We start from the raw sequence: 22,980 nt of genomic DNA on the forward strand, positions 1-22,980 counted from the left end.
GCGGGACCGTCACGCCGGCCTGAGCCAGACCGTCGCCAGCGGGGGCAGCGTCATCCGGAGGCTCGCCGCGCGGCCGTGCCACGGCACCGACTCGGTCTTCACCGGGTCGGTGCCGACGACGTCCCCGCCGCCGTACCGGGCCGCGTCCGTGTTCAGGACCTCCGACCAGGCGGCGAAGGCGTCCGGCACCCCGAGCCGGTAGTCGTGCCGGACGACGGGCGAGAAGTTGGACACGGCGAGCAGCGGCGAGCCGAACGCGTCGAAGCGCAGGAAGGCGAAGACGTTGTCGTCGGCCGCGTCCCCGACCACCCACTGGAAGCCCTCCGGGGCGGTGTCACGCTCCCAGAGCGACGGGCTCGCCGTGTACACCGTGTTCAGGTCCCGCACCAGGTCCCGCACACCCCGGTGGTCCGCCTCCGCCCCGTACGTCGGGTCGAGCAGCCACCAGTCCGGGCCGTGCTCCGCCGACCACTCCGCACCCTGGGCGAACTCCTGGCCCATGTACAGGAGTTGCTTGCCGGGATGGGCCCACATGAACCCCAGGTAGGCCCGGTGGTTGGCCCGCTGCTGCCACCAGTCGCCCGGCATCTTCGACACCAGGGACCGCTTGCCGTGCACCACCTCGTCGTGCGAGATCGGCAGGATGTAGTTCTCGCTGTACGCGTACACCATCGAGAACGTCATCTCGTGGTGGTGGTACTTGCGGTGCACCGGCTCCTTCTCGACGTAGCCGAGCGAGTCGTGCATCCAGCCCATGTTCCACTTCATGCCGAAGCCCAGGCCGCCGAAGCCGCCCGGACCCACCTGGTCGGTCGCCCGCGTCACCCCGTCCCAGGCCGTCGACTCCTCGGCGAAGGTCACGATGCCCGGGCAGCGCCGGTACACCGTGGCGTTCATCTCCTGGAGGAACGCCACCGCGTCCAGGTTCTCCCGGCCGCCGAACTCGTTCGGCAGCCACTCGCCGTGCTCCCGCGAGTAGTCCAGGTAGAGCATCGACGCCACCGCGTCCACGCGCAGCCCGTCGATGTGGAACTCCTGGCACCAGTAGACCGCGTTCGCCACCAGGAAGTTCCGCACCTCCTTGCGGCCGTAGTCGAACTCCAGGGTCCCCCAGTCGGGGTGGTGCGAGCGGCGCGGGTCCTCGTGCTCGTACAGCGGGCGACCGTCGAACTCGGCCAGCGCCCAGTCGTCCTTCGGGAAATGCGCCGGGACCCAGTCCATCAGGACCCCGATGCCCGCCCGGTGCAGCGCGTCCACCAGGTACCGGAAGTCGTCCGGCGTGCCCAGCCGGGCCGTCGGCGCGTAGAACCCGGTCACCTGGTAGCCCCACGAGCCGCTGAACGGGTGCTCGGCGACGGCCATGAACTCCACGTGCGTGAAGCCCAGGTCCCGCACGTAGGCCGGGAGCTGCTCGGCCAGCTGCCGGTACGTCAGGCCCGGACGCCACGACGGCAGGTGCATCTCGTACACCGACAGCGGGGCCTCGTGGTGCGGGCGGGCCCCGCGCCGCTCCATCCACTCCGCGTCGTCCCACTCGAAGTGCGACTCGGTGACGATCGAGGCGGTGTTCGGCGGGCACTCGGTGCGGCGGGCCATCGGATCCGCCCGGACGGTGTGCGAGCCGTCCGGGCGGGTGATGTCGTACTTGTAGACGGCGCCCTCGCCGATCCCCGGCACGAACAGCTCCCACACGCCCGTCGAACCCAGCGACCGCATCGGCAGTCCCGTGCCGTCCCAGTACGTGAAGTCACCCGTGACCCGCACGCCCCGCGCGTTCGGCGCCCACACGGCGAAACGGGTGCCGGCGACGCCCTCGTGGGTCATCGTCCGGGAGCCGAGCGCCGTCCACAGCTCCTCGTGCCGGCCCTCCCCGATGAGATGCAGGTCGAGCTCGCCGAGCGACGGCAGGAAGCGGTACGGGTCGCGTACGGCCAGCTCGTCGCCGCCGTCCTCGTAGCGGACCCGCAGCTCGTACGCCGGGACCTTGCGCAGCCGCGGGATCACCGCCGAGAACAGCCCGTCCCCGTCGTCGTGCAGGACCACACGCCGGTCCTTCGTGACGACCGCGACCTCCTTCGCCCACGGGCGCAGCACCCGGACGGCGATCCCGCCCCGCACCGGATGCGCCCCCAGCACGCCGTGCGGATCATGGTGCTCACCCGCCAGCAGCCGCGCCCGCTCACCCGGCTCCAGCGGCGGCGCCTTCCGCGGCGCGGTCCGGTCCGGCGGCGGCGCCTTCCGGGGGGACGCCGGATCCAGCGGCGCCTTCCGAGGGGGCGCCGGATCCAGCGGCGCCTTCGGCGGCGCCGTCGAGTCCAGTGGTGGCGCCTTCCGTACCGCGGTCCGGTCCGGCGTGGGCGTCTTCTTGGTGCGGGACGTCTTGCCTGCGGATCGGGCGGTCAACGGGGGCCTCCTGAGGGGCGAGGGGAACGGGGGTACGGATGCGCAACGTCTCTCTGTCCTGCCTGGACACTCGGCCGAACGGGGCCCACCCCGTTCCCGCAGGCCACAGCCCCCACCCCCTGCTCCATCCGTGTCCCCCACCCGGCCGGCAGGGGGTGAGGGCGGGCGGTGCGGGGGGTCACAGGGGGGTGGAGAGGCGGTGGATGGCGGACATGGGGACGGGGAGCCAGTCGGGACGGTGCCGCGCCTCGTAGACGACCTCGTAGACCGCCTTGTCGGTCTCGTAGGCCCGCAGCAGCGCGGGATCGGCCCGCGGGTCCTCCCCGGCCGCCTCGGCGTACCCGGTGCAGTAGGCGGCCCTGCAGCGGGCGGCCCAGTCGGCGTTCCAGGGGCGGTGGGTGCGGGCCGCGTAGTCGAAGGAGCGGAGCATGCCGGCGACGTCGCGGACGGTGGGCTGGGGGCTGCGCCGTTCGTCGAGGGACTTCGCGGGTTCGCCCTCGAAGTCGATGACGGCCCAGGCGCCGTCGGACCCGCGGAGGGTCTGGCCGAGGTGCAGGTCGCCGTGGATGCGCTGGAGTGCCCCGGCGCCGGCGCCGGCCGCGGCGAAGACCGCCCGCAGGCCGGGCACGTACGGGAGGAGCGCGGGCACGGCCTGGGCCGCCGCGTGGAGGCGGCGGTCCATCGCGTCGGCGACCTCCGCGGCCTCGGCCTTCCGCAGCCGCCGGGTGGGCAGGGCTTCGGCGAGGGCGAGGTGGACCTCGGCGGTGGCGCGGCCGAGGGCGCGGGCCTCGGTGGTGAACTCGCGGCCGTCGGCGAGCGCGTCGAGGGCGAGCCGCCAGCCGTCGCGGGAGTTGCGCAGGTAGGGCTGGAGGACGCCGAGGGTGGAGGCCCCGGACTCGAACCAGGCGACGGGCGCGGGGACCCGTTCGCAGCCTGCCTGGCTGAGGGCGAGCGGGAGTTCGAGGTCGGGGTTGGCGCCGGGGCTGACCCGCCGGAAGATCTTGAGGATGAACGAATCGCCGTAGACCAGTGACGAGTTGGACTGTTCGGTGTCGAGCATGCGGGGGGCGAGGGCGGCGGGGAGGGCCGTCGTGGCGTGGAAGCGCAGGGGCCCGGTGCGGCCCGGGGTGCGCAGCCGCTCGTAGACGAGTCCGGCGAGCCGCGGGTCGCGCAGCCCTTCGTAGACGGCCCGTCCGGCGAGCGGCCCCTGCCGGACCCGCCCGATCAGGGCGGGGGCGAGGCGGGGCGGGAGCTGGGTGCGTACGCCCAGGAGGAGTTGGTAGCAGTCGGCGGGTGTCCCGGCCGGGCGGCCGGGTTGTTCGACCCGTACGAGCAGGTGGAGGAGGCCGGGTCCCGCGCCGTCCAGAGGCAGCAGCTCGGTGGCCGCGTCCAGGGTGAATCCGGTGACCCGGCGGCCCTTGCCCGCGAACCAGCGCTGCCGTGGCAGCCATTCGTGGAGCAGGGGGGCGAGGGACGGGAGGAGGGCGTCCGGGGCCCGGGTGGTGGATGCGGTCTCCGGCATGACATCGCGTCCTTTCCCCGGGGTGCGCAGTGGGCTTTCGTGTGCGTTCAAATGCGCAGAGTGTCCCGGATTGCGGCTGTGACTGTCCGGATGTGCGGGACGTGTCGGAAAGGGAAGATCCGTATGGGTCCGCCAAGTGGGCCCGGATGGACCTGAATCGTGTGTCGTTCACAGTGCCCAGAGTGGGACGGAGGAAACCGTCCCACCCGGGGTGAGCGAGAACTGGCTCCCGCTCAGGCCTTCTTGAGACGGAACCAGTAGAAGCCGTGTCCCGCAAGGGTCAGGAGGTAGGGCAACTGGCCGATCGCGGGGAACTTCACCCCGCCGATGAGCTCCACCGGCCGGATGCCGTCGAAGCGTCGCAGGTCCAGCTCGGTGGGCTGCGCGTGCCGCGAGAAGTTGTTGACGCACAGCACGAGGTCGTCGCCGTCCTCCCGGAGGAAGGCGAGCACCGCCGGGTTGGACGCCGGGAGTTCCGTGTACGTCCCCGTGCCGAAGGCCCGGTTCTGCTTACGGATCTCGATCATCCGCTTCGTCCAGTGCAGCAGCGAGGACGGCGACGCCATGCCGGCCTCGACGTTGGTCACCTGGTAGCCGTGGACCGGGTCCATGATGGTCGGCAGGTAGAGCCGACCCGGGTCGCAGGAGGAGAAGCCCGCGTTCCGGTCGGGCGTCCACTGCATCGGGGTCCGCACGCCGTCCCGGTCGCCCAGCCAGATGTTGTCGCCCATGCCGATCTCGTCGCCGTAGTACAGCACGGGTGAGCCCGGCAGCGAGAAGAGCAGCGCGGTGAACAGCTCCATCTGCTTGCGGTCGTTGTCGAGGAGCGGTGCGAGGCGCCGCCGGATGCCGATGTTGGCCCGCATGCGCGGGTCCTTGGCGTATTCGGCGTACATGTAGTCGCGCTCTTCGTCGGTGACCATCTCGAGGGTGAGCTCGTCGTGGTTCCGCAGGAAGATGCCCCACTGGCAGCCCGAGGGGATCTCCGGGGTCTTCGCCAGGATCTCGGAGACCGGGTAGCGGGACTCGCGCCGCACGGCCATGAAGATCCGCGGCATGACCGGGAAGTGGAAGGCCATGTGGCACTCGTCGCCGCCGGAGCGGAAGTCGCCGAAGTAGTCGACGACGTCCTCCGGCCACTGGTTCGCCTCGGCGAGCAGCACCGTGTCCGGGTAGTGGTCGTCGATCTCCTTGCGGACCCGCTTGAGGAAGGCGTGGGTGGCGGGGAGGTTCTCGCAGTTGGTGCCCTCCTGCTGGTACAGGTACGGCACCGCGTCGAGCCGGAACCCGTCGATCCCCAGGTCGAGCCAGAACTTCAGCGCGGAGAGGATCTCCTCCTGCACCGCCGGGTTCTCGTAGTTCAGGTCCGGCTGGTGGGAGAAGAACCGGTGCCAGTAGTACTGCTTGCGGACCGGGTCGAAGGTCCAGTTGGAGGTCTCGGTGTCGACGAAGATGATCCGGGCGTCCGCGTACTGCTTGTCGTCGTCGGCCCAGACGTAGTAGTCGCCGTACGGCCCTTCCGGGTCGCGCCGCGACTCCTGGAACCACGGGTGCTGGTCGCTGGTGTGGTTCATGACGAAGTCGATGACCACGCGCATGCCGCGCTGGTGGGCCGCGTCGACGAACTCGACGAAGTCGGCGAGGTCGCCGAACTCGGGAAGCACCGACGTGTAGTCGGCGACGTCGTAGCCGCCGTCCCGCAGCGGGGACTTGAAGAACGGCGGCAGCCAGAGGCAGTCCACGCCCAGCCACTGGAGGTAGTCCAGCTTGGACGTGATGCCCCTCAGGTCGCCGACGCCGTCGCCGTTGCTGTCCTGGAAGGAGCGGACGAGGACCTCGTAGAACACGGCCCGCTTGAACCAGTCGGGATCGCGGTCCTTGGCGGGGGTGTCCTCGAAGGTGTCGGGGACGGGCTCGTTGACAGTCGTCATGAGGTGGGTGACCCTCCGGTCTGCGGGGACGGTCGCAGGACGAGGACGTGCGCGGGTGTGACACCCGGTTCCAGGCGCACGTAACTGGTCCTGCCCCAGTGATAGGTCTCACCGGTGAGCTCGTCGCGCACCGGCACGGTCTCGTGCCAGTCGAGGCCGAGTTCCGGCATGTTCAACGAGAGTGAAGCCTCCTGGGTGTGGTGCGGGTCGAGGTTGACGACCACCAGAACGATGTTCGAACCCGAGCGCTTCGAGTAGGCGATCACCTGAGGGTTGTCGGTGTCATGGAAGGTCAGGTTCCGCAGCCTGCGGAGCGCCGGGTGACGGCGCCTGATCCGGTTCAGGGTCGTGATCAGCGGGGTGATCGTGACCCCCGCGCGCTCCGCCGACTCCCAGTCCCGCGGCCTCAGTTCGTACTTCTCCGAGTCGAGGTACTCCTCGCTGCCGGCCCGCGTCGCGGTGTTCTCGCACAGCTCGTACCCGGCGTACATGCCCCACGACGGCGACAGCGTCGCCGCGAGCACCGCCCGCACCTCGAACGCGGGCCGGCCGCCCTCCTGGAGGTAGGCGGGCAGGATGTCGGGGGTGTTCACGAAGAAGTTCGGGCGCATCTGCGCGGCCGTCTCCCCGGACAGCTCGGTGAGGTACTCCGTCAGCTCCTCCTTGGTGTTCCGCCAGGTGAAGTACGTGTACGACTGCTGGAAGCCGATCGCGCCGAGGGTCCGCATCATCGCCGGCCGCGTGAACGCCTCCGCCAGGAAGATCACGTCCGGGTCGGCCCGGTTGACCTCGCCGATCACCCGCTCCCAGAACACCACCGGCTTGGTGTGCGGGTTGTCGACGCGGAAGATCCGGATGCCGTGGTCCATCCAGAACCGCAGGATCCGCACGGTCTCCGCGACGATCCCGTCCATGTCCCTGTCGAACGCGATGGGATAGATGTCCTGGTACTTCTTCGGCGGGTTCTCCGCGTACGCGATCGAGCCGTCCGGCCGGTGGTGGAACCACTCGGGGTGCTTCTCCACCCACGGGTGGTCGGGGGAGCACTGGAGCGCGAAGTCCAGCGCGATCTCCAGACGCAGCTCCCGGGCCCGCGCCACGAACGCGTCGAAGTCCTCGAACGTGCCCAGGTCGGGGTGGAGCGCGTCGTGCCCGCCCTCCGGCGAACCGATCGCCCACGGCACGCCCACGTCGTTCGGCGACGCCGACAGGGAGTTGTTCGGGCCCTTGCGGTGGGTCTCGCCGATCGGGTGCACCGGCGGCAGGTACACCACGTCGAAGCCCATCGCCGCGACCGCCGGCAGGCGTTCGGCCGCGGTGCGGAAGTTCCCGGGGACCGTGCGGCCCCTGACCTTCCGTACGCCCTCCGAGCGCGGGAAGAACTCGTACCAGGAACCGAACAGGGCCCGCTCCCGCTCCACCTGGAGGGGCAACGCGGGCGAGGAGGAGAGGAGTTCGCGCAGGGGGTACCGGTCGAGGGCCTCGACCACCCGGGGGGCGAGCGAGGCCGCGAGCCGGACGGCGGCCGGACGGGACGGGTCGCGCAGCGCGTCCGCCGCCGCCAGCACGGCCTCCCGGCCGCCGCCCTTCTTCGGGACGCCCTTCGCGGCACGCTCGTGCAGCTCGGCGCCCTCGGCGAGGACCAGTTCGGAGTCGATCCCGGCCGGGATCTTGATCTTCGCCGCGTGGCGCCAGGTCGCCAGCGGGTCGCTCCAGGCCTCGACGGTGTACGTCCACAGGCCCTCGGCGTCCGGGGTGACCTCGGCACCCCACCGGTCGGTACCGGGGGCCAGTTCGCGCATCGGGGTCCAGGGGCCGGGGCGGCCGGACGGGCCGCGCAGCACGACATTGGCGGCGACCGCGTCGTGGCCCTCGCGGAACACGGTGGCCGTCACCTCGAAGGTCTCTCCGGCCACCGCCTTCGCGGGGCGCCGGCCACAGTCGACCAGCGGGCGTACGTCCAGTACGGGAATGCGTCCCATGAGCGGATTCACAGCATCACCTGACGGGTTACGGGGGTGCGGGTGGTGGTGCGCTCTTTCTAGCTCCGTCGACGGCCGGCGGGTTGCGGGCATGGCCGCTCCTGTCCGCGTTCACTCGAATGGCGGGTCCACAGGGAGTACGGGGGTCCACGGGAAGTACGGGGTCACGGGGGATGGTTTCGGGAGGCGTACCGGAGGAGCCTTCCACGGTCATCGGTCGGGCAATCCGGCGCTTTGTTAACTACTCGGGCGTAGCCGTACCGGCAAGCACGCGGTCCGGACAGAAAAGAGCCCCGCCTTCTGTGGGGCGGGGCTCTGTTTCCGGCCGGGCGTCAGCGATGCGGCGACGCGTCCGGTTCGTCCGCGTCCGTCGCCCAGACCTGCCAGGGCTGGCGGGCCACCCACTCCTCCACCGGCGGCGGGTCGAGGGCCAGCGCCTCGGTCGAGACGCCGTCGTCGCCGGCGAGCAGGAGCGGATCCGCGCCACTCGCCATGTAGTGGTAGATCCCGGCCACTCCGGCCGCCGCCGCCCCGCCCAGAAGCCGGGCGAGACCGTGCTCGAAGGCGACCGGATCCAGTTCCTCGTACCGCACCGCGCGGCCGAGCCCCCGGCCGAAGGCCGCCGCGAGCTCCCCGCCCGTCAGCGACCGCGCGCCGCCGATGTCGAACGTCCGGCCCTCCAGGCCCTCCCCGGTCAGGGCGGCGAACGCCGCCTCCGCCAGGCCCCGGTGGGACAGCCACGCCGTCCGCGCGGACTCCGGCAGCGGATAGGCGAGCACGCCCTCGTCGACGAGGGCCGGACCGTTCCACGGCGAGAACAGGTTGTCCAGGTACACCGGCGGCCGGAGCACCACCAGCGGCACCCCGCTGTCCCGCAGCACCCGCTCGGCCAGCCGCCGCGTCTCGAAGGCGGCGACGTCCGTCGGGCCGGGCGGGACACGGGTGTTGGTGTTGAAGACGAGCCGGACCGTGCCCGCCGCGAGGGCCGCCCGCGCGACGTTCCGCGCGTACGCCTCCACCCGCTCGCTCTCGTACACCAGCGGCATCGTGACGAACGCGTGCGTCGCCCCCTCGAAGAGCCGCCGCACCTCGGCTGGCCGCCCCAGGTCGCCGGCGACGAAGACGGCACCGGGCAGCGGCGGCCGGTCGGCCTCGGGACGCCGGGTCAGGGCCCGCACCCGGTGCAGCCGCTCGGCGAGGAGGCGGGCCACCGCGGCGCCCTGGAAGCCGGTCGCGCCCACGACCGCCACCCGCATCGGAATCTCACTGGACATGTCTGTCTGAGGCCCTTCGATAGGCTGTCACCGCTGTCGTGTCGGCGCCTTCCAGGCTCGCCGCGACGGCTTCGGCCGTTCAATTAACAAACCGGGGCGGAAGTTGAAGGATCGTCCATGGAAACCGTGGGAACCGACCGGCACGAACAGAGCGAGGACCTCCTCAGCGAACTGCTGAAACCCCTCCGCCTCACCGGCGTCTTCGACAGCCGCTGGCACGTCCGGGCCCCCTGGGCCATCGAGGGCGACGCCGAGCGGAGCTGCGCCGTCCTCCACTACGTCGTCGAGGGCGCCTGCTGGATCACCACCGACGACGAACCCCCCGTCGAACTGCGCGCCGGCGACCTCGTCGTCTTCCCCACCGGCACCGCGCACCGCCTCGCCGACCGGCCCGAACGCCAGGGCGTCCCCCTCAAGGCCGTCCTGCCCGAACGGCAGCCCGGCACCTCCGGCGAGATCGTCATCGACGGCACCGGACCCGAGAGCCGGCTGCTGTGCGCCGGACTCCACTACGACGCCAGCGCCGCCACCGGCCTCTACACCTCCCTGCCCTGGGCCCTCGTCCTCGACGGCCCCCAGGTCGACCGGGAACCGCTGCTGCGCGACACCCTCCGGCTGCTCGCCGCACCCGACCGGCCCGTCGGACCCGGCGACCGGCTCATCACCCTGCGCGCCTTCGAGATGGCCCTCGTCCTCGCCCTGCGCCCGCTGCTCCGCGAACTCGCCGACAACCCGGCCTCGCTGCCGCTGCTGCGCCACCCCGGGATCAGCCGCGCCGTGGTCATCATGGCGACCCGCTTCGCCGAACCCTGGACCATCGACTCCGTCGCCCGCGAAGTCGGCATGTCCCGCTCCGCGTTCACCGCCGCCTTCCGCGACCTGGTCGGCGAGTCGCCCGCCCGGTACCTCGCCGCCCGCCGCATGCAGGAGGCCGGCCGGCTCCTCGCCGAGACCTCGCTGCCCCAGTCCGCCGTCCCCTCCCGCGTCGGCTACCAGAGCGCCGTCGGGTTCCACCTCGCCTTCCGCAAGTGGTTCGGGGTGACCCCCGGCGAGTACCGGGCGGGGGAGGCCAGCGCCGCCTGACAGCACCGACCTGACATCTTCGGGAGCCCCTGGACGGATCTTAAGGACCCCTGGACGGACGCTCATTGTCCCGGCGGCCGGCGCAGGTCCAGGCTCGGGTCCGGCACAGCCGTGACACCCGAGGAGAGGCGAGGCACCGGTGACGAGGTCCGGGCAGGAGTATCTGGAGGGACTGCGCGACGGGCGCACGGTCTGGCTCGACGGCGAGCGGGTCGACGACGTCACCGCGCACCCCGCGTTCCGGGCCTCCGCCGCCTCCTTCGCCCGGCTCTTCGACCTCCCGGACGACCCCGTCCACCACCCCGTCCTCGTCCAGGGCGGGGTGCGCCGCGCCTGTGCCGTGCCCCGCTCCTACGAGGACCTGGTCGCCCGCCGCCGCGCCTTCCGCACCACGGCCGAGGCCAGCTACGGCTTCCTCGGCCGCACCCCCGACTACATGGCCGCCGGCGCGGCCGGGTTCGCCGCCGCACCCGGCGTCTTCACCGGCGACACCTTCGACGGCGCCGAGAACGCCCTCGCCTTCCACCGCCGGCTCGCCGAGGGCGACCTGCACACCGCGTTCACCCTCACCAACCCGTCCCCGGGCCTCGGCGGCGACGACCTCACCCTGCGGGTCGTCGGGGAACGCGACGGCGGGATCGTCGTCCGCGGGGCCAAGACCATCGGCACCGGCGCGGTCTTCGCCGACGAACTCCTCGTCGGCACCATCGAACCGCTCGCCGACGACGACGCCGAGCACGCCGTGACCTTCTCCCTGCCGCTCGACACCCCCGGCCTCGCGCTGATCTCCCGCACCTCCTACGAGCAGCGGTCCCGGTCCGTCTTCGACCACCCGCTCTCCTCCCGGTACGACGAGAACGACGCGATGCTGGTCTGCGACGACGTCCTCGTGCCCTGGGAACGGGTCCTCACCTACCGGGACCCGGCCACCACCGGCGCCGTCTGGTGGCAGACCCCCGCCTACCTGAACCTCGTCCACCAGTCCGCCACCCGCTTCTGGACCAAGCTCGCCTTCCTCACCGGCCTGGCGATCCTCGTCGCCCGCTCCCACGGCACCGAGAAGCTGCCGCCCGTCACCCAGGCCCTCGGCCGGCTCCTCGGCATGGTGGCCCAGGCCAAGGCGTTCGTCCTCGCCGCGGAAGCCTCGTACGAGGAGGTCGACGGGGGCCGCGGCGGCGTCCGCCCCGGCCGGGAGATCTCCTTCGCCCAGCGGATCATGGCCGGCGAGCTCTACCCGCGGGCGGTCCAGGACATCAAGCTGCTCGCCGGCGGCTCCCTCGTCCAACTGCCCGCGAGCGGCCGTGACCTCCTCCACCCCGACCTCGGCCCCCTGGTCCACCGCTACTACGCCACCTCCGGACAGGCCGCCGAGGACCGCGTCAAACTCCTCAAACTCGCCTGGGACGCGCTCGGTTCGGAGTTCGCGGGCCGGCACGAGCAGTACGAGCGCTTCTACCACGGCGCCCCGCACGTCTACCTGACCATGCAGACCTGGGCCGGCTCGGCGGGGGAGTGCGAGAGCCTCGCGCAGGCCTGCCTCGACGGCTACGGCCTGGGGACGACCAGGTGACGCCACCACCCCACGTGCCACGGCGCGGAGCGCTCACGCTGCTCGCCGCCACCCAACTCCTCCTCGTCGCGGACACCGCGATCGTCAACGTCGCACTGCCCTCCGTCGGCGCGGACCTCGGATCCGGCTCCACCGGCCTCTCCTGGGTCGCCAACGCCTACCTGATCGCCTTCGGCGGACTCCTCCTCCTCGGCGGACGCATCGCCGACCTCCTCGGTCACCGCCGCGTCCTCCTCGCCGGCCTCGCCCTGCTCGCCACCGCCTCCGCCCTCGGGGGCCTCGCCCCGGACGCCGGAACCCTCGTCGCCGCCCGCGCCGTCCAGGGCGCCGGAGCCGCCCTCGCCGCGGCCGCCGCCTTCGCCCTGCTGCTCCTGCTCTTCCCCGACGGCCCCGCCCGCCACAGGGCGCTCGGCGCCTTCGCCGCCATGGGCGGCCTCGGCGGCGTGCTCGGCACCGTCCTCGGCGGAGTCCTCACCGACCTCCTCGGCTGGCGCGCCACGTTCTGGCTCAACGTGCTGCTCGCCGCGGTGCTCGCCGTCCTCGCCCACGGCGTCCTCGCGCCGCGCACGGGACGGCCGTCCCGCGGCGGCTTCGACCTCGCCGGAGCGTTCACCGCGACCGCCGGACTCGGCCTCGTCGCCTTCGCGCTCGTCGGCGGCGCCGACGCCGGGTGGCTCTCCGGCCGCACCCTGGGCGCCGGGGGAGCGGGCCTCGCACTGCTCCTCGCCTTCGCCGCCGCCGAGAGCCGGGCCGCCGCGCCGCTCGTCCCGCCGCGGGTACTGGCCCGTCCCGCGCTGCGGCTGGCCAACGTCCTCGCCGCGCTCGCCCAGACGACCCTCTTCCCGATGTTCTTCCTGGTCAGCCTCTACCTGCAGAGCGTCCTCGGGTACGCGCCCCTCGGCGGCGGCCTCGGACTGCTCCCGCTCTCGCTCGTCGTCGTCGCGGTCGCCCCGCAGACCGGCCGGATCATCTTCCGGATCGGCCTCCACCGGACCATGACCCTCGGCTTCGCCCTGCTGAGCGCCGGCACCCTCTGGCTCGGCCTCGCCCTCACCGCCGACGGCACCTTCGCGACCACGGTCCTGCCGCCCAGCCTCCTCCTCGGCGCCGCGCTCCCCCTCGTCATGGTCACCACCAACGTGGCGGCCACCGCCGACGCCGCGCCCGAGGAGACCGGCCTCGCCTCCGGACTCGTCAACACCGCCCAGCAGTTCGGGTCCGTCCTCGGCCTCGCCGTCCTGGTCGCCGTCGCCACCACCCGCACCGAGGCCCAGGACACCGCCCGCGCCGCCGCCGAGACCGCCGGCTTCCGCGCCGCCCTCCTCACCGGAGCCGCCTTCGCCGCCCTCGCCACCCTGCTCTCCGTACGGCTCCGCCATCCGGAGCTCTCCCCGAAGCCCCACCCGTCGTCCACCACCACCGGCCAGTGAGCCGACGAAGAGAGGAGCCGTGTCTTGCTCGGCGATCCGCGTCACCGCACCGAGTACATACGCGCCGCCGACCCGCTCGGCGCCGACGCCCTGCTCGCCGCCGTCCCCGGAATGAACGAACGGGCCGACGTGGCCGCCCTGACGGTCGCCCTGCGCGCCCTGCTGCCGGACCCGGACGAGGCCGCGGTGTGGAGCGTGGGCGGCGCGGCGGCGGCGATGCGGGACCTGGGCATCCTCCTCGGCTCGCTGAAACGGCACGGCGTGCAGCCGCTGGCCGCGGTGCCGGAGGCCCTGCCGGTGCTCGAACTCCTCGGCCGCCGCACGGACATGGTGCCCCGTGACACCGTCCACCACTACACCACCTGGAACCCGGTGGGCCCGCGCCGCCGCTCCTACACCGGCCATCCCGCGGAGGCCGTCCTCCAGGAGGCCGTACGGATGGTGTTCCCGGGACTCGCCGGCGCCCTCGACGACTGCGCCCGGCTCGCCGGACTCGAACCCTACGACCCGGGCTTCGCCACCACCCTCGACCGGATCGCCCGCCACGTCCGGGCCATGGTCGACTCCATCGACCTCACCGTCGCCGAGGTGTCACCCGAGTACTTCGCGCTGACGCTGCGCCCGTACTTCGAGGAGGTCGAGGTCGGCGGCCGCGACTACCTGGGGCCGGCCGCCGCACAGGTGCCGCTCTGGCTGGTCGACCTGACGCTGTGGCAGTGCGACCGGACGGACCCCGCGTACGACGCCTTCCTCGCCGAGTCCGTGCCGTACGCGCTGCCGGCCTGGCGGGACTTCCACGCCCGCCACCGCGGCGGGGTGTCGGCGGTGAGCAAGCTGTCGGCGGCGGTGAGCTGGGAGGGCGCGGACCGGCTCCCGCCCCGGCTCGCCGCGTCCGCGGAGGCCCTGGGCCGGGTCCTGCGCCTCCTCAAGACCTTCCGGGCCCGGCACCTCGGCATCGCCCGCAAGGCGTACGACGACCACGTCCGCCTCTACGACCAGGGCAGCGGCGGCGCCCCGGTCGCGCTGCTGCGCTCCATCCTGGACCTGACCAGGGAGAACGAGACCATGGTGCGCCGCGCGACCGTGCGCCGCCGCCCCGCCGGCACCCCCGTGGGCCCGACCGCCGCCTAGGGCCTGTCCGACCAGGAGGAGCGAAGATGTCGCCCCGCACCACCACGCCCCCGAACACGTACCCCTACGGGCCGAGTCCGCACGTCGTGATCGCCGGCGGCGGCGTCGCCGGCCTGACGGCCGCACTGGCCCTGCACGCCGTGGGGTTCGAGCGGGTGACGGTCGTCGAGGCGGCGGCCGCGATCCGCCCGCTGGGCGCCGGACTCAACCTGATGCCGAACGCGGTCCGCGAACTGGACGCCCTCGGCCTGCTCGAAGCCGTCGAGGCGGGCGCCGTCCGCACCCGCGAACTGCGCTACTACCACCGGTCCGGCGGGCTGATATCGCGCGAGCCCCGCGGCCTCGGCGCGGGCTACCGCTGGCCGCAGCTGTCCGTCCACCGCGGCCACCTCCAGCAGGTCCTCGCGGGGGCGGTACGGGCCAGACTCGGGCCGGGCGCCCTGGTGACCGGCGTCCGGGTGATCGGCGCGGAGCCGCTGCCGGGCGGCCGGCCACGGCTGCTCCTCGAGCACCGGGAGGGCGCCGTGCGCGGCCGGGCCTCGCTCGAACCGGACGTGCTGGTGGGCGCGGACGGCATCCGGTCGGCGGTCCGCGCGGCCCTGTACCCGGGCGAGGGCGGGCCGCCGTGGAACGGGATGCTGGTGTGGCGCGGGGTGTCCCGGATGCCCGCGCGGGCGGTGGGCCCGTTCATGCTGATCGCGGGTGACGACCGGCAGAAGGCCGTGGTCTACCCGATGAGCCGGCCGACCGGGCACAGCCGGGAGGTCCTCGTGAACTGGGCCCTGGCCCGGCCCGCGGAGGCCGCGTGCGCGTCCGCCGCCGAGCGGCTGCGCGGCGACTGGAACCGGGCCGTCCCGGTCGAGACGTTCCTCCCCCACTACGAGGGCTGGGAGTTCGACGGCGTCAGCGTCCCCGACGTGCTGCGCGCCGCCGACTCCGCGCACGAGTACCCGATGGTCGACCGCGCGCCCCTCGACCGCTGGACCCACGGCCGCACCACCCTCGTCGGCGACGCCGCCCACGCCATGTACCCGACCGGCTCCAACGGCGCGACCCAGTCGATCGTCGACGCCCGCGCCCTCGCCCACGCCCTGGCCCACCACGCCGACCCCGCCGAGGGCCTCGCCGCGTACGAGCGCGACCGCCGGCCCGTCACCACCGCGCTCCAGCGGGCCAACCGGGAGCGCGGCCCCGAGGTCGTCATCGACCTCGCCCACGCCCGCGCCCCGCACGGCTTCACCGACATCCACGACGTCATCCCCGCCGAGGAACTCGCCGCCGTCGCAGGCCGGTACGCCGCCACCGGCGGCTTCGACCCGGCGACCGTCAACCTCGGCTCCCCGTACGAGGTGCCCCTGCCCATCGGATGACGCCGTACGAGACGGGCGCCGCCGCGCCACGTGACGCCGTACGAGAGGGGCGCCGCCGCGCCGCGTGACGCCGTACGAGAGGGGCGCCGCCGCGCCGCGTGACCCCGTACGAGACGGGCGCCGCCGCGCCGCGTGACCCCGTGCGCCGTGGCCGCGCCGGTCGGAGTGACCTAACGTCGGCGGCACGCCGGACGCACAGCGTGGTGCGCCCGCTCCGCTCCGTACTCGCCTGCGAAGGTGGACAACGTGAAGGCAATCCGTCGATTCACCGTGCGTCCCGTCCTCCCCGACACCCTTCGACCCCTCGCCGACCTCGCGCACAACCTGCGCTGGTCCTGGCACGAGCCCACCCGGGCGCTCTTCGACTCCCTCGCGCCCGCGCACCTGAAGGGCGCCGACCCCGTCCGGGTCCTGGGCACCCTCGAAGCGCCCCGGCTCGCCGCGCTCGCCGCCGACCGGGACTTCCTGACCCGGCTGGAGGCCGCGGCCGAGGACCTCGACAGCTATCTGCACGCCCCCCGCTGGTACCAGGACCGGCCCGGGGACGCCCCGGCCGCCGTCGCCTACTTCTCGCCCGAGTTCGGCGTCGCCGCCGCGCTGCCGCAGTACTCCGGCGGCCTCGGCATCCTCGCCGGCGACCACCTGAAGGCCGCCAGCGACCTCGGCGTCCCGCTGGTCGGCGTCGGCCTGCTCTACCGCCACGGCTACTTCCGCCAGTCCCTCGACCGCGACGGCTGGCAGCAGGAGCAGTACCCGGTCCTCGACCCGGGCGAGCTGCCGGTGAACCTGCTCAGGGAGGCCGACGGCGACCCCGCCCGGATCACCCTGGCCCTGCCCGGCGGCCGCAGTCTGCACGCCCACATCTGGATCGCGCGGGTCGGCCGCGTCCCGCTGCTGATGCTCGACTCCCACGTCGAGGAGAACGCCCCCGGCGAACGGAGCGTCACCGACCGGCTGTACGGCGGCGGCAGCGAGCACCGGCTCCTCCAGGAGATGCTCCTCGGCATCGGCGGCGTCCGCGCCGTCCGCACGTACACCCGGCTCACCGGCGCCCCCGCCCCCGAGGTCTTCCACACCAACGAGGGCCACGCCGGCTTCCTCGGCCTCGAACGCATCCGCGAACTCCAGGGCGAGGGACTCGACTTCGACAGCGCGCTGGAGACCGTCAGGGCCGGGACCGTCTTCACCACCCACACCCCCGTCCCGGCCGGCATCGACCGCTTCGACCGGAGCCTGGTCGCCCGCCACATCGGCGAGGGCGGCGCGCTCCCGGGCGTCGACACCGGCCGCGTCCTCGCCCTCGGTGACGAGACCCCGCTCGGCGGCGAGCCCGGGGTCTTCAACATGGCCGCCATGGGCCTGCGGCTCGCCCAGCGCGCCAACGGCGTCTCCACCCTCCACGGGGCGGTCAGCCGGGACATGTTCGCCGGGCTCTGGCCCGGCTTCGACGCCGACGAGGTGCCGATCGGCTCGATCACCAACGGCGTCCACGCCCCCACCTGGGTCGCCCCCGAGGTCGGCGAGCTCGGCCCCGACCCCGCCGACCGGGAGCTCTGGGAGCTGCGCCGCACCCTCCGGGAGCGGCTCGTGACCGACGTGCGGGAGCGGCTGCGGGCCTCCTGGCGGCAGCGCGGCGCGGCCGCCGCCGAACTCGGCTGGACCGACTCCGTCCTCGACCCGGACGTCCTCACCATCGGCTTCGCCCGCCGGGTCCCCTCGTACAAGCGGCTCACCCTCATGCTGCGGGACAAGGACCGGCTGCGGGCCCTGCTCCTCCATCCCGAGCGACCCGTGCAGCTGGTCGTCGCCGGCAAGGCGCACCCCGCCGACGACGGCGGCAAGCGGCTCGTCCAGGAGCTGGTCCGGTTCGCCGACGACCCCCGGGTCCGGCACCGGATCGTCTTCCTGCCCGACTACGGCATGGAGATGGCCCGTGGCCTCTACCCCGGCTGCGACGTCTGGCTCAACAACCCCCTCCGTCCCCTGGAGGCCTGCGGCACCAGCGGGATGAAGGCCGCCCTGAACGGCTGCCTCAACCTGTCCGTCCTCGACGGCTGGTGGGACGAGTGGTTCGAGCCCGACTTCGGCTGGGCTATCCCCACCGCGGACGGCGCGGCCGCCGCGGACGAGGACCGCCGCGACGACCTGGAGTCGGCCGCGCTCTACGAACTGATCGAGCGCCGGGTCGCGCCCCGCTTCTACGACCGGGGCGCCGACGGCGTGCCGGCGGCCTGGACGGCCATGGTCCGCCGGACCCTCGCCGACCTCGGCCCGAAGGTACTCGCCGACCGGATGGTCCGCGAGTACGTCGAGCGGCTGTACGTCCCCGCCGCCGGCGCCCGCCGGGCGCTCACCCCGGACCGGGCCCGGGACCTCGCGGCCTGGAAGGCCCGGGTGCGGGAGGCCTGGCCCAAGGTGGCCGTCGACCACGTCGAGGTCGGCGACGGGCTCGCCGACGACCTCGCGGACGCGGAGCTCGGCGCCACCCCGGTCGTCCGGGTCCGGGTGGCCCTCGGCGCCCTCGGGCCCGACGACGTCGAGGTGCAGGCCGTCACCGGACGGGTCGACGCCGACGACACCCTCGCCGCCCCCCGCACCGTCACCCTCAAGCCGGCCGGCGGACCCGACCTGGAGGGCCGGCTCCCCTACGCGGGCACCCTCGAGCTCGACCGGACCGGCTCCTTCGGCTGCACGGTCCGCGTCCTGCCCGCCCACCCGCTCCTCGCCCACCCGGCCGAACCCGGTCTCGTCGCGCTCCCGGAGGAGACGACGGGCGAGGGCGCGGGAGTCCTCCTGAGATAGGGCGCGCGCGCCGCGGTGTCCGGCCGGCCGGTCCGGACACCGCTCGCCGGGCCGGCCGGCCGGGCCGGACACCCGGGTCCGGTCGACCGGACCCCCTACGGCACCTCGGTCTTCCCGGCGAGGTGTCCGTCGACGAAGCACAGCCGGTACACCGGGACGGCGGCGAGCAGCGTGGACCGGTAGTACCGGCACTCGTCCACGCCCGGCGGCTCGGCGGGGGCCCGCTGCGGCGGGCCGTCCAGCGGCCGCTCGGGCAGTTCGTCCGTGAGCTCCGCGAGCGACTGCCCGAGCCGCATCCCGGCGTAGTCCGCCGGCTCCAGATACGACCGGTGCTGGGTCCACAGGGCGACCCCCGCCATCAGCGCCCCCAGCGCGACGAGCAGCGCGAGCGGGATCCAGATCGCCTGCGCCAGGCCCTTGCGCACCTGCCTGCGGGCCCGGTCCAGCTCCCGTGCCGAGGTGGGCGCGGGAGGCCCCGCCACCGGGGCCGGCGGGTTCCGCGGCAGTACGGCCTCCAGGACGAACCCGCCGTCCCCGCCGACCCGGTGGGTCAGCGTCCCGCCCGCGAGCCGCACCCGCTCGTCGAGTCCGACGAGCCCGGTGCCACCGGAGGCGGCCACGGCCGGCCCGGTTCCGCCGGGCGCCCCGCTGGCCACCCGGACCCGGACGGTCGCGGCGCCGTCCGCGCCCTCCTCGGCGACCGCCACCGAGACGGCCGCGCCGGGTGCGTGTTTGGCCGCGTTGGTGAGGCCCTCCTGCACGACGCGGTGCACGGCGAGGCCGGGCATGCCCGTGAGGGCGGGCACGGGTGCCGTGAGGGTGACGGCGAGACCGGAGGCACGGGCACGGGCGGTGAGGTCCTCGACGGTCTCGCCGGGCGGGGTGGTGGGGGCCGGTGCGCCCTCCTCGCGGAGGACGCCGATGATGTCCCGCAGCCGGGCCGTCGCGTCCGCCGCCGCGCGCCGCAGCTCGCCGGCGGCCAGCTGCTGGGCGGGACCGAGCGCGGGGTCGACCTCCATCGCGCCCGCCCGGACCGCGATGAGCGCCAGGTCGTGGCCGAGGGAGTCGTGCATGTCGCCCGCGATCCGGGAGCGCTCCCGCAGCCGCTCGCGCTCGGCGACGGCCTGCTGCTCGCGCTTCATGCGGTCGGCCAGCTCCCAGCCGCTGCGCACCAGCCGGTCGTACTGGCGCACGTAACGGCCGATCAGCCAGGGCGCGACGACCGCGAGCGCCAGCGCGAGCAGCAGCGTGAACCACTGACCGAGCGACGTGCGGGTGACCAGGGTCAGCAGCAGCCCCACCGCGGCCACCGCCGCGAACAGCCACAGCGCCGTCCGGGTGTGCTCCTGCCGCCGTCCGGCGAGGTAGCCGAAGGCGACCAGGGCCAGGCTGTACGAGGGGGTGAACAGCTCCAGGGAGGCCGGCAGGCTCAACGCGACCGTGATCGCGATCGGCGCCGGCGGCCACCTCCGGCCGACGGCGACGCAGAGGCCGAGCACGGTCACGCCGACGGCGACCAGGCCCCAGCTCCCGCCGTCGTTCGGGTCGGACTTCAGCAGGACGGGGACGCACAGCAGCAGCCAGAGGCCCAGGTCGACGAGTCGCTCACGCACCGGCGTCCCCCGGGACCGCACCCGCCTCGTGGGCCAGCACCGCGAGCTGGACGCGGTTGCGCAGGCCGAGTCGGCCCAGGACGGCGCTCACATGCGCCTTGACGGTGCCCTCGACGACGTACATCCGGTCGGCGATCTCCTGGTTGGAGAGCCCGGCGCCGAGGAGGGCGACGACCTCCCGCTCGCGGCCGGTGAGCGGTTCGAGGCGGGCCCGCGCCTCGGCGGCCCGGGTGAACCGCTCGCCGCCGAGGGTGTCGATGACCCGGCGCGCCACGTCCGGGGAGAGCGCGGCGCCGCCCCGGGCCACCGCCCGCACGCCCGCGATGAGTTCGCGCGGATCGCCGGACTTCAGCAGGAAGCCGCTCACCCCGCTGCCGAGCGCCCGCGCGATGTACCCGTCCTCGGAGAAGGTGGTGAGCATGACGACGGCCGCCCCGGGCAGCACCGCGCGCAGCTCCTCCGCCGCCCCCAGCCCGTCCAGCCGGGGCATCCGGATGTCCAGCAGGACCACGTCCGGCCGGTGCTCCCGGGCCAGTTCGACGGCCTCCCGCCCGTCCCCGGCCTCCGCCACCACCTCGATCCCGGGGTCGGTGACCAGGATGGCCCGCACCCCGGCCCTGATCATCGTCTCGTCGTCGGCCAGCAGCACCCTGATCATCGGTCCAGGGTATGCAGACGCGCGGACGCCCGGAGGGATGGTTCCCTCCGGGCGTCCGCCGGTCACTTCAGGCTGTGCCCGTCTTCCCGGACTTACGGGAAGGTCAGCTTGAAGTTGTTGATGTAGCCGGTGTCGATGGCGGCCTTGTCCTGGACGCGGAGCTTCCAGGCGCCGTTGGCGACCTCGGAGGAGGCGTTCACGGTGAACGTCTGCTGGATGTTGTCGGCGCTGCCGCCGGAGCGGTTGGAGAGGCTGTAGACCGAGCCGTCGGGGGCGATGAGGTCGACGACGAGGTCACCGCGGTAGGTGTGGACGATGTCCACGCCGACGGCGAGGTTGCTCGGGGCGTTGCCGGTGCGGCCGGTGACGTTGACCGTCGAGGTGACCGCGGCGCCGGGGGAGTCCGGGATGGCGACGTCGGTGCTGTTCTCGAAGACCGTGCCGGTCGGCGGCTCGGTGCCGGGGCGGGAGCCGACGTTGATGGCGGCCCAGGCGTTCTCGACGGCCGCGACCTCGGGGCTGGTGGCGCCGTAGAGGGCCTTGGCGACGTCGACCGTGCCGGTGCGGGCACCGGCGTAGTTGGTGGTGGTGCCCCACTTGGTGGTGAGCGCCTTGAACCAGATCAGCTCGGCCTTGGCGCGGCCGATGCCGGTGACGGGCAGGCCGTCGGAGGTCGGCGAGTCGTAGGTGACGCCGTTGATGGTCTTCGTGCCGCTGCCCTCGGACAGCAGGTAGAAGAAGTGGTTCGCCGGGCCCGAGGAGTAGTGGACGTCGATGCCGCCGAGGCCCGAGTACCAGGCGTCCTTGGACGAGCCGTCCTTGCTCGGCTTGTCCATGTAGCGCAGCGGGGTGCCGTTGCCGCGGATGTCGATCTTCTCGCCGACGAGGTAGTCGCCCGGGTCGTTGGCGTTGTTGGCGTAGAACTCGACGGCCGCGGCGAAGATGTCCGAGGTGGCCTCGTTGAGGCCGCCGGACTCGCCGCTGTACTGGAGGCCGGCCGTGTTGGAGGTGACGCCGTGCGTCATCTCGTGGGCGGCCACGTCGATGGACGTCAGCGGCTTGGTGTTGTTCGAGCCGTCGCCGTACGTCATGCAGAAGCAGGAGTCCGACCAGAACGCGTTGACGTACGCGTTGCCGTAGTGGACCCGGGAGTACGCGCCGACGCCGTCGCCGCGGATGCCGGTGCGGCCGTGGACGTTCTTGTAGTAGTCCCAGGTGAGCGCGGCGCCGTAGTGGGCGTCGGCGCCGGCCGTCTCCTTGTTGGACGGGCTGCCGTTGCCCCACACGTCGGTGGTGTTGCTGAACAGCGTCCCGGTGCCCGACGTACCGCCGTTGAGGTTGTACGTCTTGTGGTTGCCGCGGCCGGTGTCGGTCAGCGTGTACGAGGGCGCGGTGCCGAGGGTCACCTGGCCGCTGTACATGGTGTTGCCGGTGCCGGTCTCGATGGCCTGCCACTCGTAGAGCTTCTGGCCTGACTTGGCGTCGGTGACGACGTGGAGCTCGTTCGGGGTGCCGTCGTGCTGGAGGCCGCCGACGACGGTCTCGTACGCGAGGACGGGCGCGCCCTTGGCCATCCAGACGACCTTGCGCGGGGCGCGGTTGGTCTCGGCCTTGTCGGCGCCTTCGGCCTGCGCGGCGGCCAGGGCCTGCTTCGACGCGGCGGCCGGGGTGACGGTGGCGCTGGTGTCGACGTTCTTCAGCTCCGCACGGGAAGCCTTGGAGACGCTCTGGCGCGTGCCGGCCTTGGACTCCTCGACGATCAGGTCGCCGCCGAGGACGGGCAGTCCGGCGTAGGTGCGCTCGTAGCGCGTGTGGGTCGTGCCGTCGCGGTCCTGCACGACGTCACGGACGATCAGCTGCTCCTGGGCGCCGAGGCCGAGGGACTTGGCCGTGGCGGCCTTGTCGGCGTCGGCCGCCTTGATGAGCGCGACGCGCTCGGCGGGGGTGAGGTCCGCCGGGAGCTTGCCGGGGTTGGCCTTGCCGGCGGACTGCGCCTGCGGCGCCGCCGAGAAGGTGCCGGCGGAGGCGGTTCCGGTCTGGACGCCGACGGCGATCATGGCGGCGGCAGCGATCAGAGCGCCGGTCGCGGTGGCGCGACGGCTGGGCGTGGATCTCACGCAGACTCCTTATGCGAGGGGGGTACCGGCGGACTTGGGTGAGCCCGTCCGGGCAGAGCAAGGGAGCTGTGGAGCACGTGCGGGTGAAGCGCTG

General features: G+C 73.4%; 14 protein-coding genes. 6 read left to right on the forward strand and 8 right to left on the reverse strand.

Features of this window, described 5'->3' with window-relative positions:
- Positions 1-9 precede the first annotated feature (9 nt).
- From glgB to AC067A_RS02410, 5 genes are all read right to left on the reverse strand, one after another.
- The gene (gene glgB / locus AC067A_RS02390; protein WP_478613359.1) at positions 10-2,403 is read right to left on the reverse strand and encodes a 1,4-alpha-glucan branching enzyme; all 2,394 of its coding nucleotides are present in this window, start codon (positions 2,401-2,403) and stop codon (positions 10-12) included.
- 178 nt (positions 2,404-2,581) lie between these two features.
- The gene (locus tag AC067A_RS02395; protein WP_478613362.1) at positions 2,582-3,925 is read right to left on the reverse strand and encodes a maltokinase N-terminal cap-like domain-containing protein; all 1,344 of its coding nucleotides are present in this window, start codon (positions 3,923-3,925) and stop codon (positions 2,582-2,584) included.
- Positions 3,926-4,158: 233 nt separating this feature from the next.
- Positions 4,159-5,856 carry a maltose alpha-D-glucosyltransferase gene (gene treS, locus AC067A_RS02400; protein WP_478613364.1) on the reverse strand — a complete coding sequence of 566 codons (1,698 nt, stop codon included), beginning with the start codon at positions 5,854-5,856 and terminating at the stop codon, positions 4,159-4,161.
- The gene (locus AC067A_RS02405) at positions 5,853-7,838 is read right to left on the reverse strand and encodes an alpha-1,4-glucan--maltose-1-phosphate maltosyltransferase (protein WP_478613366.1); all 1,986 of its coding nucleotides are present in this window, start codon (positions 7,836-7,838) and stop codon (positions 5,853-5,855) included. Before AC067A_RS02405 ends, treS begins: the two co-directional genes overlap by 4 nt.
- A gap of 332 nt (positions 7,839-8,170) precedes the next feature.
- Positions 8,171-9,112, reverse strand: coding sequence for an SDR family oxidoreductase (locus AC067A_RS02410; RefSeq protein WP_478613369.1), 942 nt, complete (start codon positions 9,110-9,112; stop codon positions 8,171-8,173).
- 117 nt (positions 9,113-9,229) lie between these two features.
- On the opposite strand from AC067A_RS02410, the gene AC067A_RS02415 reads away from it, so the two are divergent.
- The 6 genes from AC067A_RS02415 to glgP all read left to right on the forward strand — a co-directional run bounded on the left by AC067A_RS02415 (position 9,230) and on the right by glgP (position 18,498).
- A complete protein-coding gene (locus AC067A_RS02415; protein ID WP_478613372.1) occupies positions 9,230-10,195 on the forward strand; it encodes an AraC family transcriptional regulator in 966 nt (321 codons plus the stop codon).
- A gap of 139 nt (positions 10,196-10,334) precedes the next feature.
- Positions 10,335-11,765, forward strand: a complete 1,431-nt coding sequence (locus AC067A_RS02420) for a 4-hydroxyphenylacetate 3-hydroxylase family protein (RefSeq protein ID WP_478613375.1) — start codon at positions 10,335-10,337, stop codon at positions 11,763-11,765.
- The gene (locus AC067A_RS02425) at positions 11,762-13,195 is read left to right on the forward strand and encodes an MFS transporter (RefSeq protein WP_478613378.1); all 1,434 of its coding nucleotides are present in this window, start codon (positions 11,762-11,764) and stop codon (positions 13,193-13,195) included. Before AC067A_RS02420 ends, AC067A_RS02425 begins: the two co-directional genes overlap by 4 nt.
- A 24-nt stretch (positions 13,196-13,219) precedes the next feature.
- On the forward strand, positions 13,220-14,326 hold the full coding sequence (locus AC067A_RS02430) for a monodechloroaminopyrrolnitrin synthase PrnB family protein (RefSeq protein ID WP_478613381.1): 1,107 nt from the start codon (positions 13,220-13,222) through the stop codon (positions 14,324-14,326).
- A 26-nt stretch (positions 14,327-14,352) separates the two neighbouring features.
- Positions 14,353-15,696, forward strand: coding sequence for an FAD-dependent monooxygenase (locus AC067A_RS02435; RefSeq protein ID WP_478613384.1), 1,344 nt, complete (start codon positions 14,353-14,355; stop codon positions 15,694-15,696).
- A 246-nt stretch (positions 15,697-15,942) separates the two neighbouring features.
- Entirely contained in the window at positions 15,943-18,498 is a 2,556-nt protein-coding gene (glgP, locus tag AC067A_RS02440) for an alpha-glucan family phosphorylase (protein WP_478613387.1), read from the forward strand.
- A 95-nt stretch (positions 18,499-18,593) separates the two neighbouring features.
- Here the strand turns inward: glgP and AC067A_RS02445 are convergent, their stop codons facing one another.
- The 3 genes from AC067A_RS02445 to AC067A_RS02455 all read right to left on the reverse strand — a co-directional run bounded on the left by AC067A_RS02445 (position 18,594) and on the right by AC067A_RS02455 (position 22,886).
- On the reverse strand, positions 18,594-20,111 hold the full coding sequence (locus AC067A_RS02445) for a sensor histidine kinase (RefSeq protein WP_478613390.1): 1,518 nt from the start codon (positions 20,109-20,111) through the stop codon (positions 18,594-18,596).
- Positions 20,104-20,769 (reverse strand): response regulator, encoded by a 666-nt coding sequence (locus AC067A_RS02450; RefSeq protein WP_478613393.1) that lies wholly within the window; start codon positions 20,767-20,769, stop codon positions 20,104-20,106. Before AC067A_RS02450 ends, AC067A_RS02445 begins: the two co-directional genes overlap by 8 nt.
- Before the next feature lie 92 nt (positions 20,770-20,861).
- Entirely contained in the window at positions 20,862-22,886 is a 2,025-nt protein-coding gene (locus AC067A_RS02455) for a M4 family metallopeptidase (protein ID WP_478613396.1), read from the reverse strand.
- Positions 22,887-22,980 lie beyond the last annotated feature (94 nt).

The organism is Streptomyces sp. NPDC043176 (assembly GCF_056436715.1).

Bases quoted from the DNA above. Each gene is read 5' to 3' on its own strand.
- AC067A_RS02450 (WP_478613393.1), bottom strand. From the start codon at position 20,769: ATGATCAGGGTGCTGCTGGCCGACGACGAGACGATGATCAGGGCCGGG.
- AC067A_RS02410 (WP_478613369.1), bottom strand. From the start codon at position 9,112: ATGTCCAGTGAGATTCCGATGCGGGTGGCGGTCGTGGGCGCGACCGGC.
- AC067A_RS02435 (WP_478613384.1), top strand. From the start codon at position 14,353: ATGTCGCCCCGCACCACCACGCCCCCGAACACGTACCCCTACGGGCCG.
- AC067A_RS02395 (WP_478613362.1), bottom strand. From the start codon at position 3,925: ATGCCGGAGACCGCATCCACCACCCGGGCCCCGGACGCCCTCCTCCCG.
- AC067A_RS02405 (WP_478613366.1), bottom strand. From the start codon at position 7,838: ATGGGACGCATTCCCGTACTGGACGTACGCCCGCTGGTCGACTGTGGC.
- treS (WP_478613364.1), bottom strand. From the start codon at position 5,856: ATGACGACTGTCAACGAGCCCGTCCCCGACACCTTCGAGGACACCCCC.
- AC067A_RS02415 (WP_478613372.1), top strand. From the start codon at position 9,230: ATGGAAACCGTGGGAACCGACCGGCACGAACAGAGCGAGGACCTCCTC.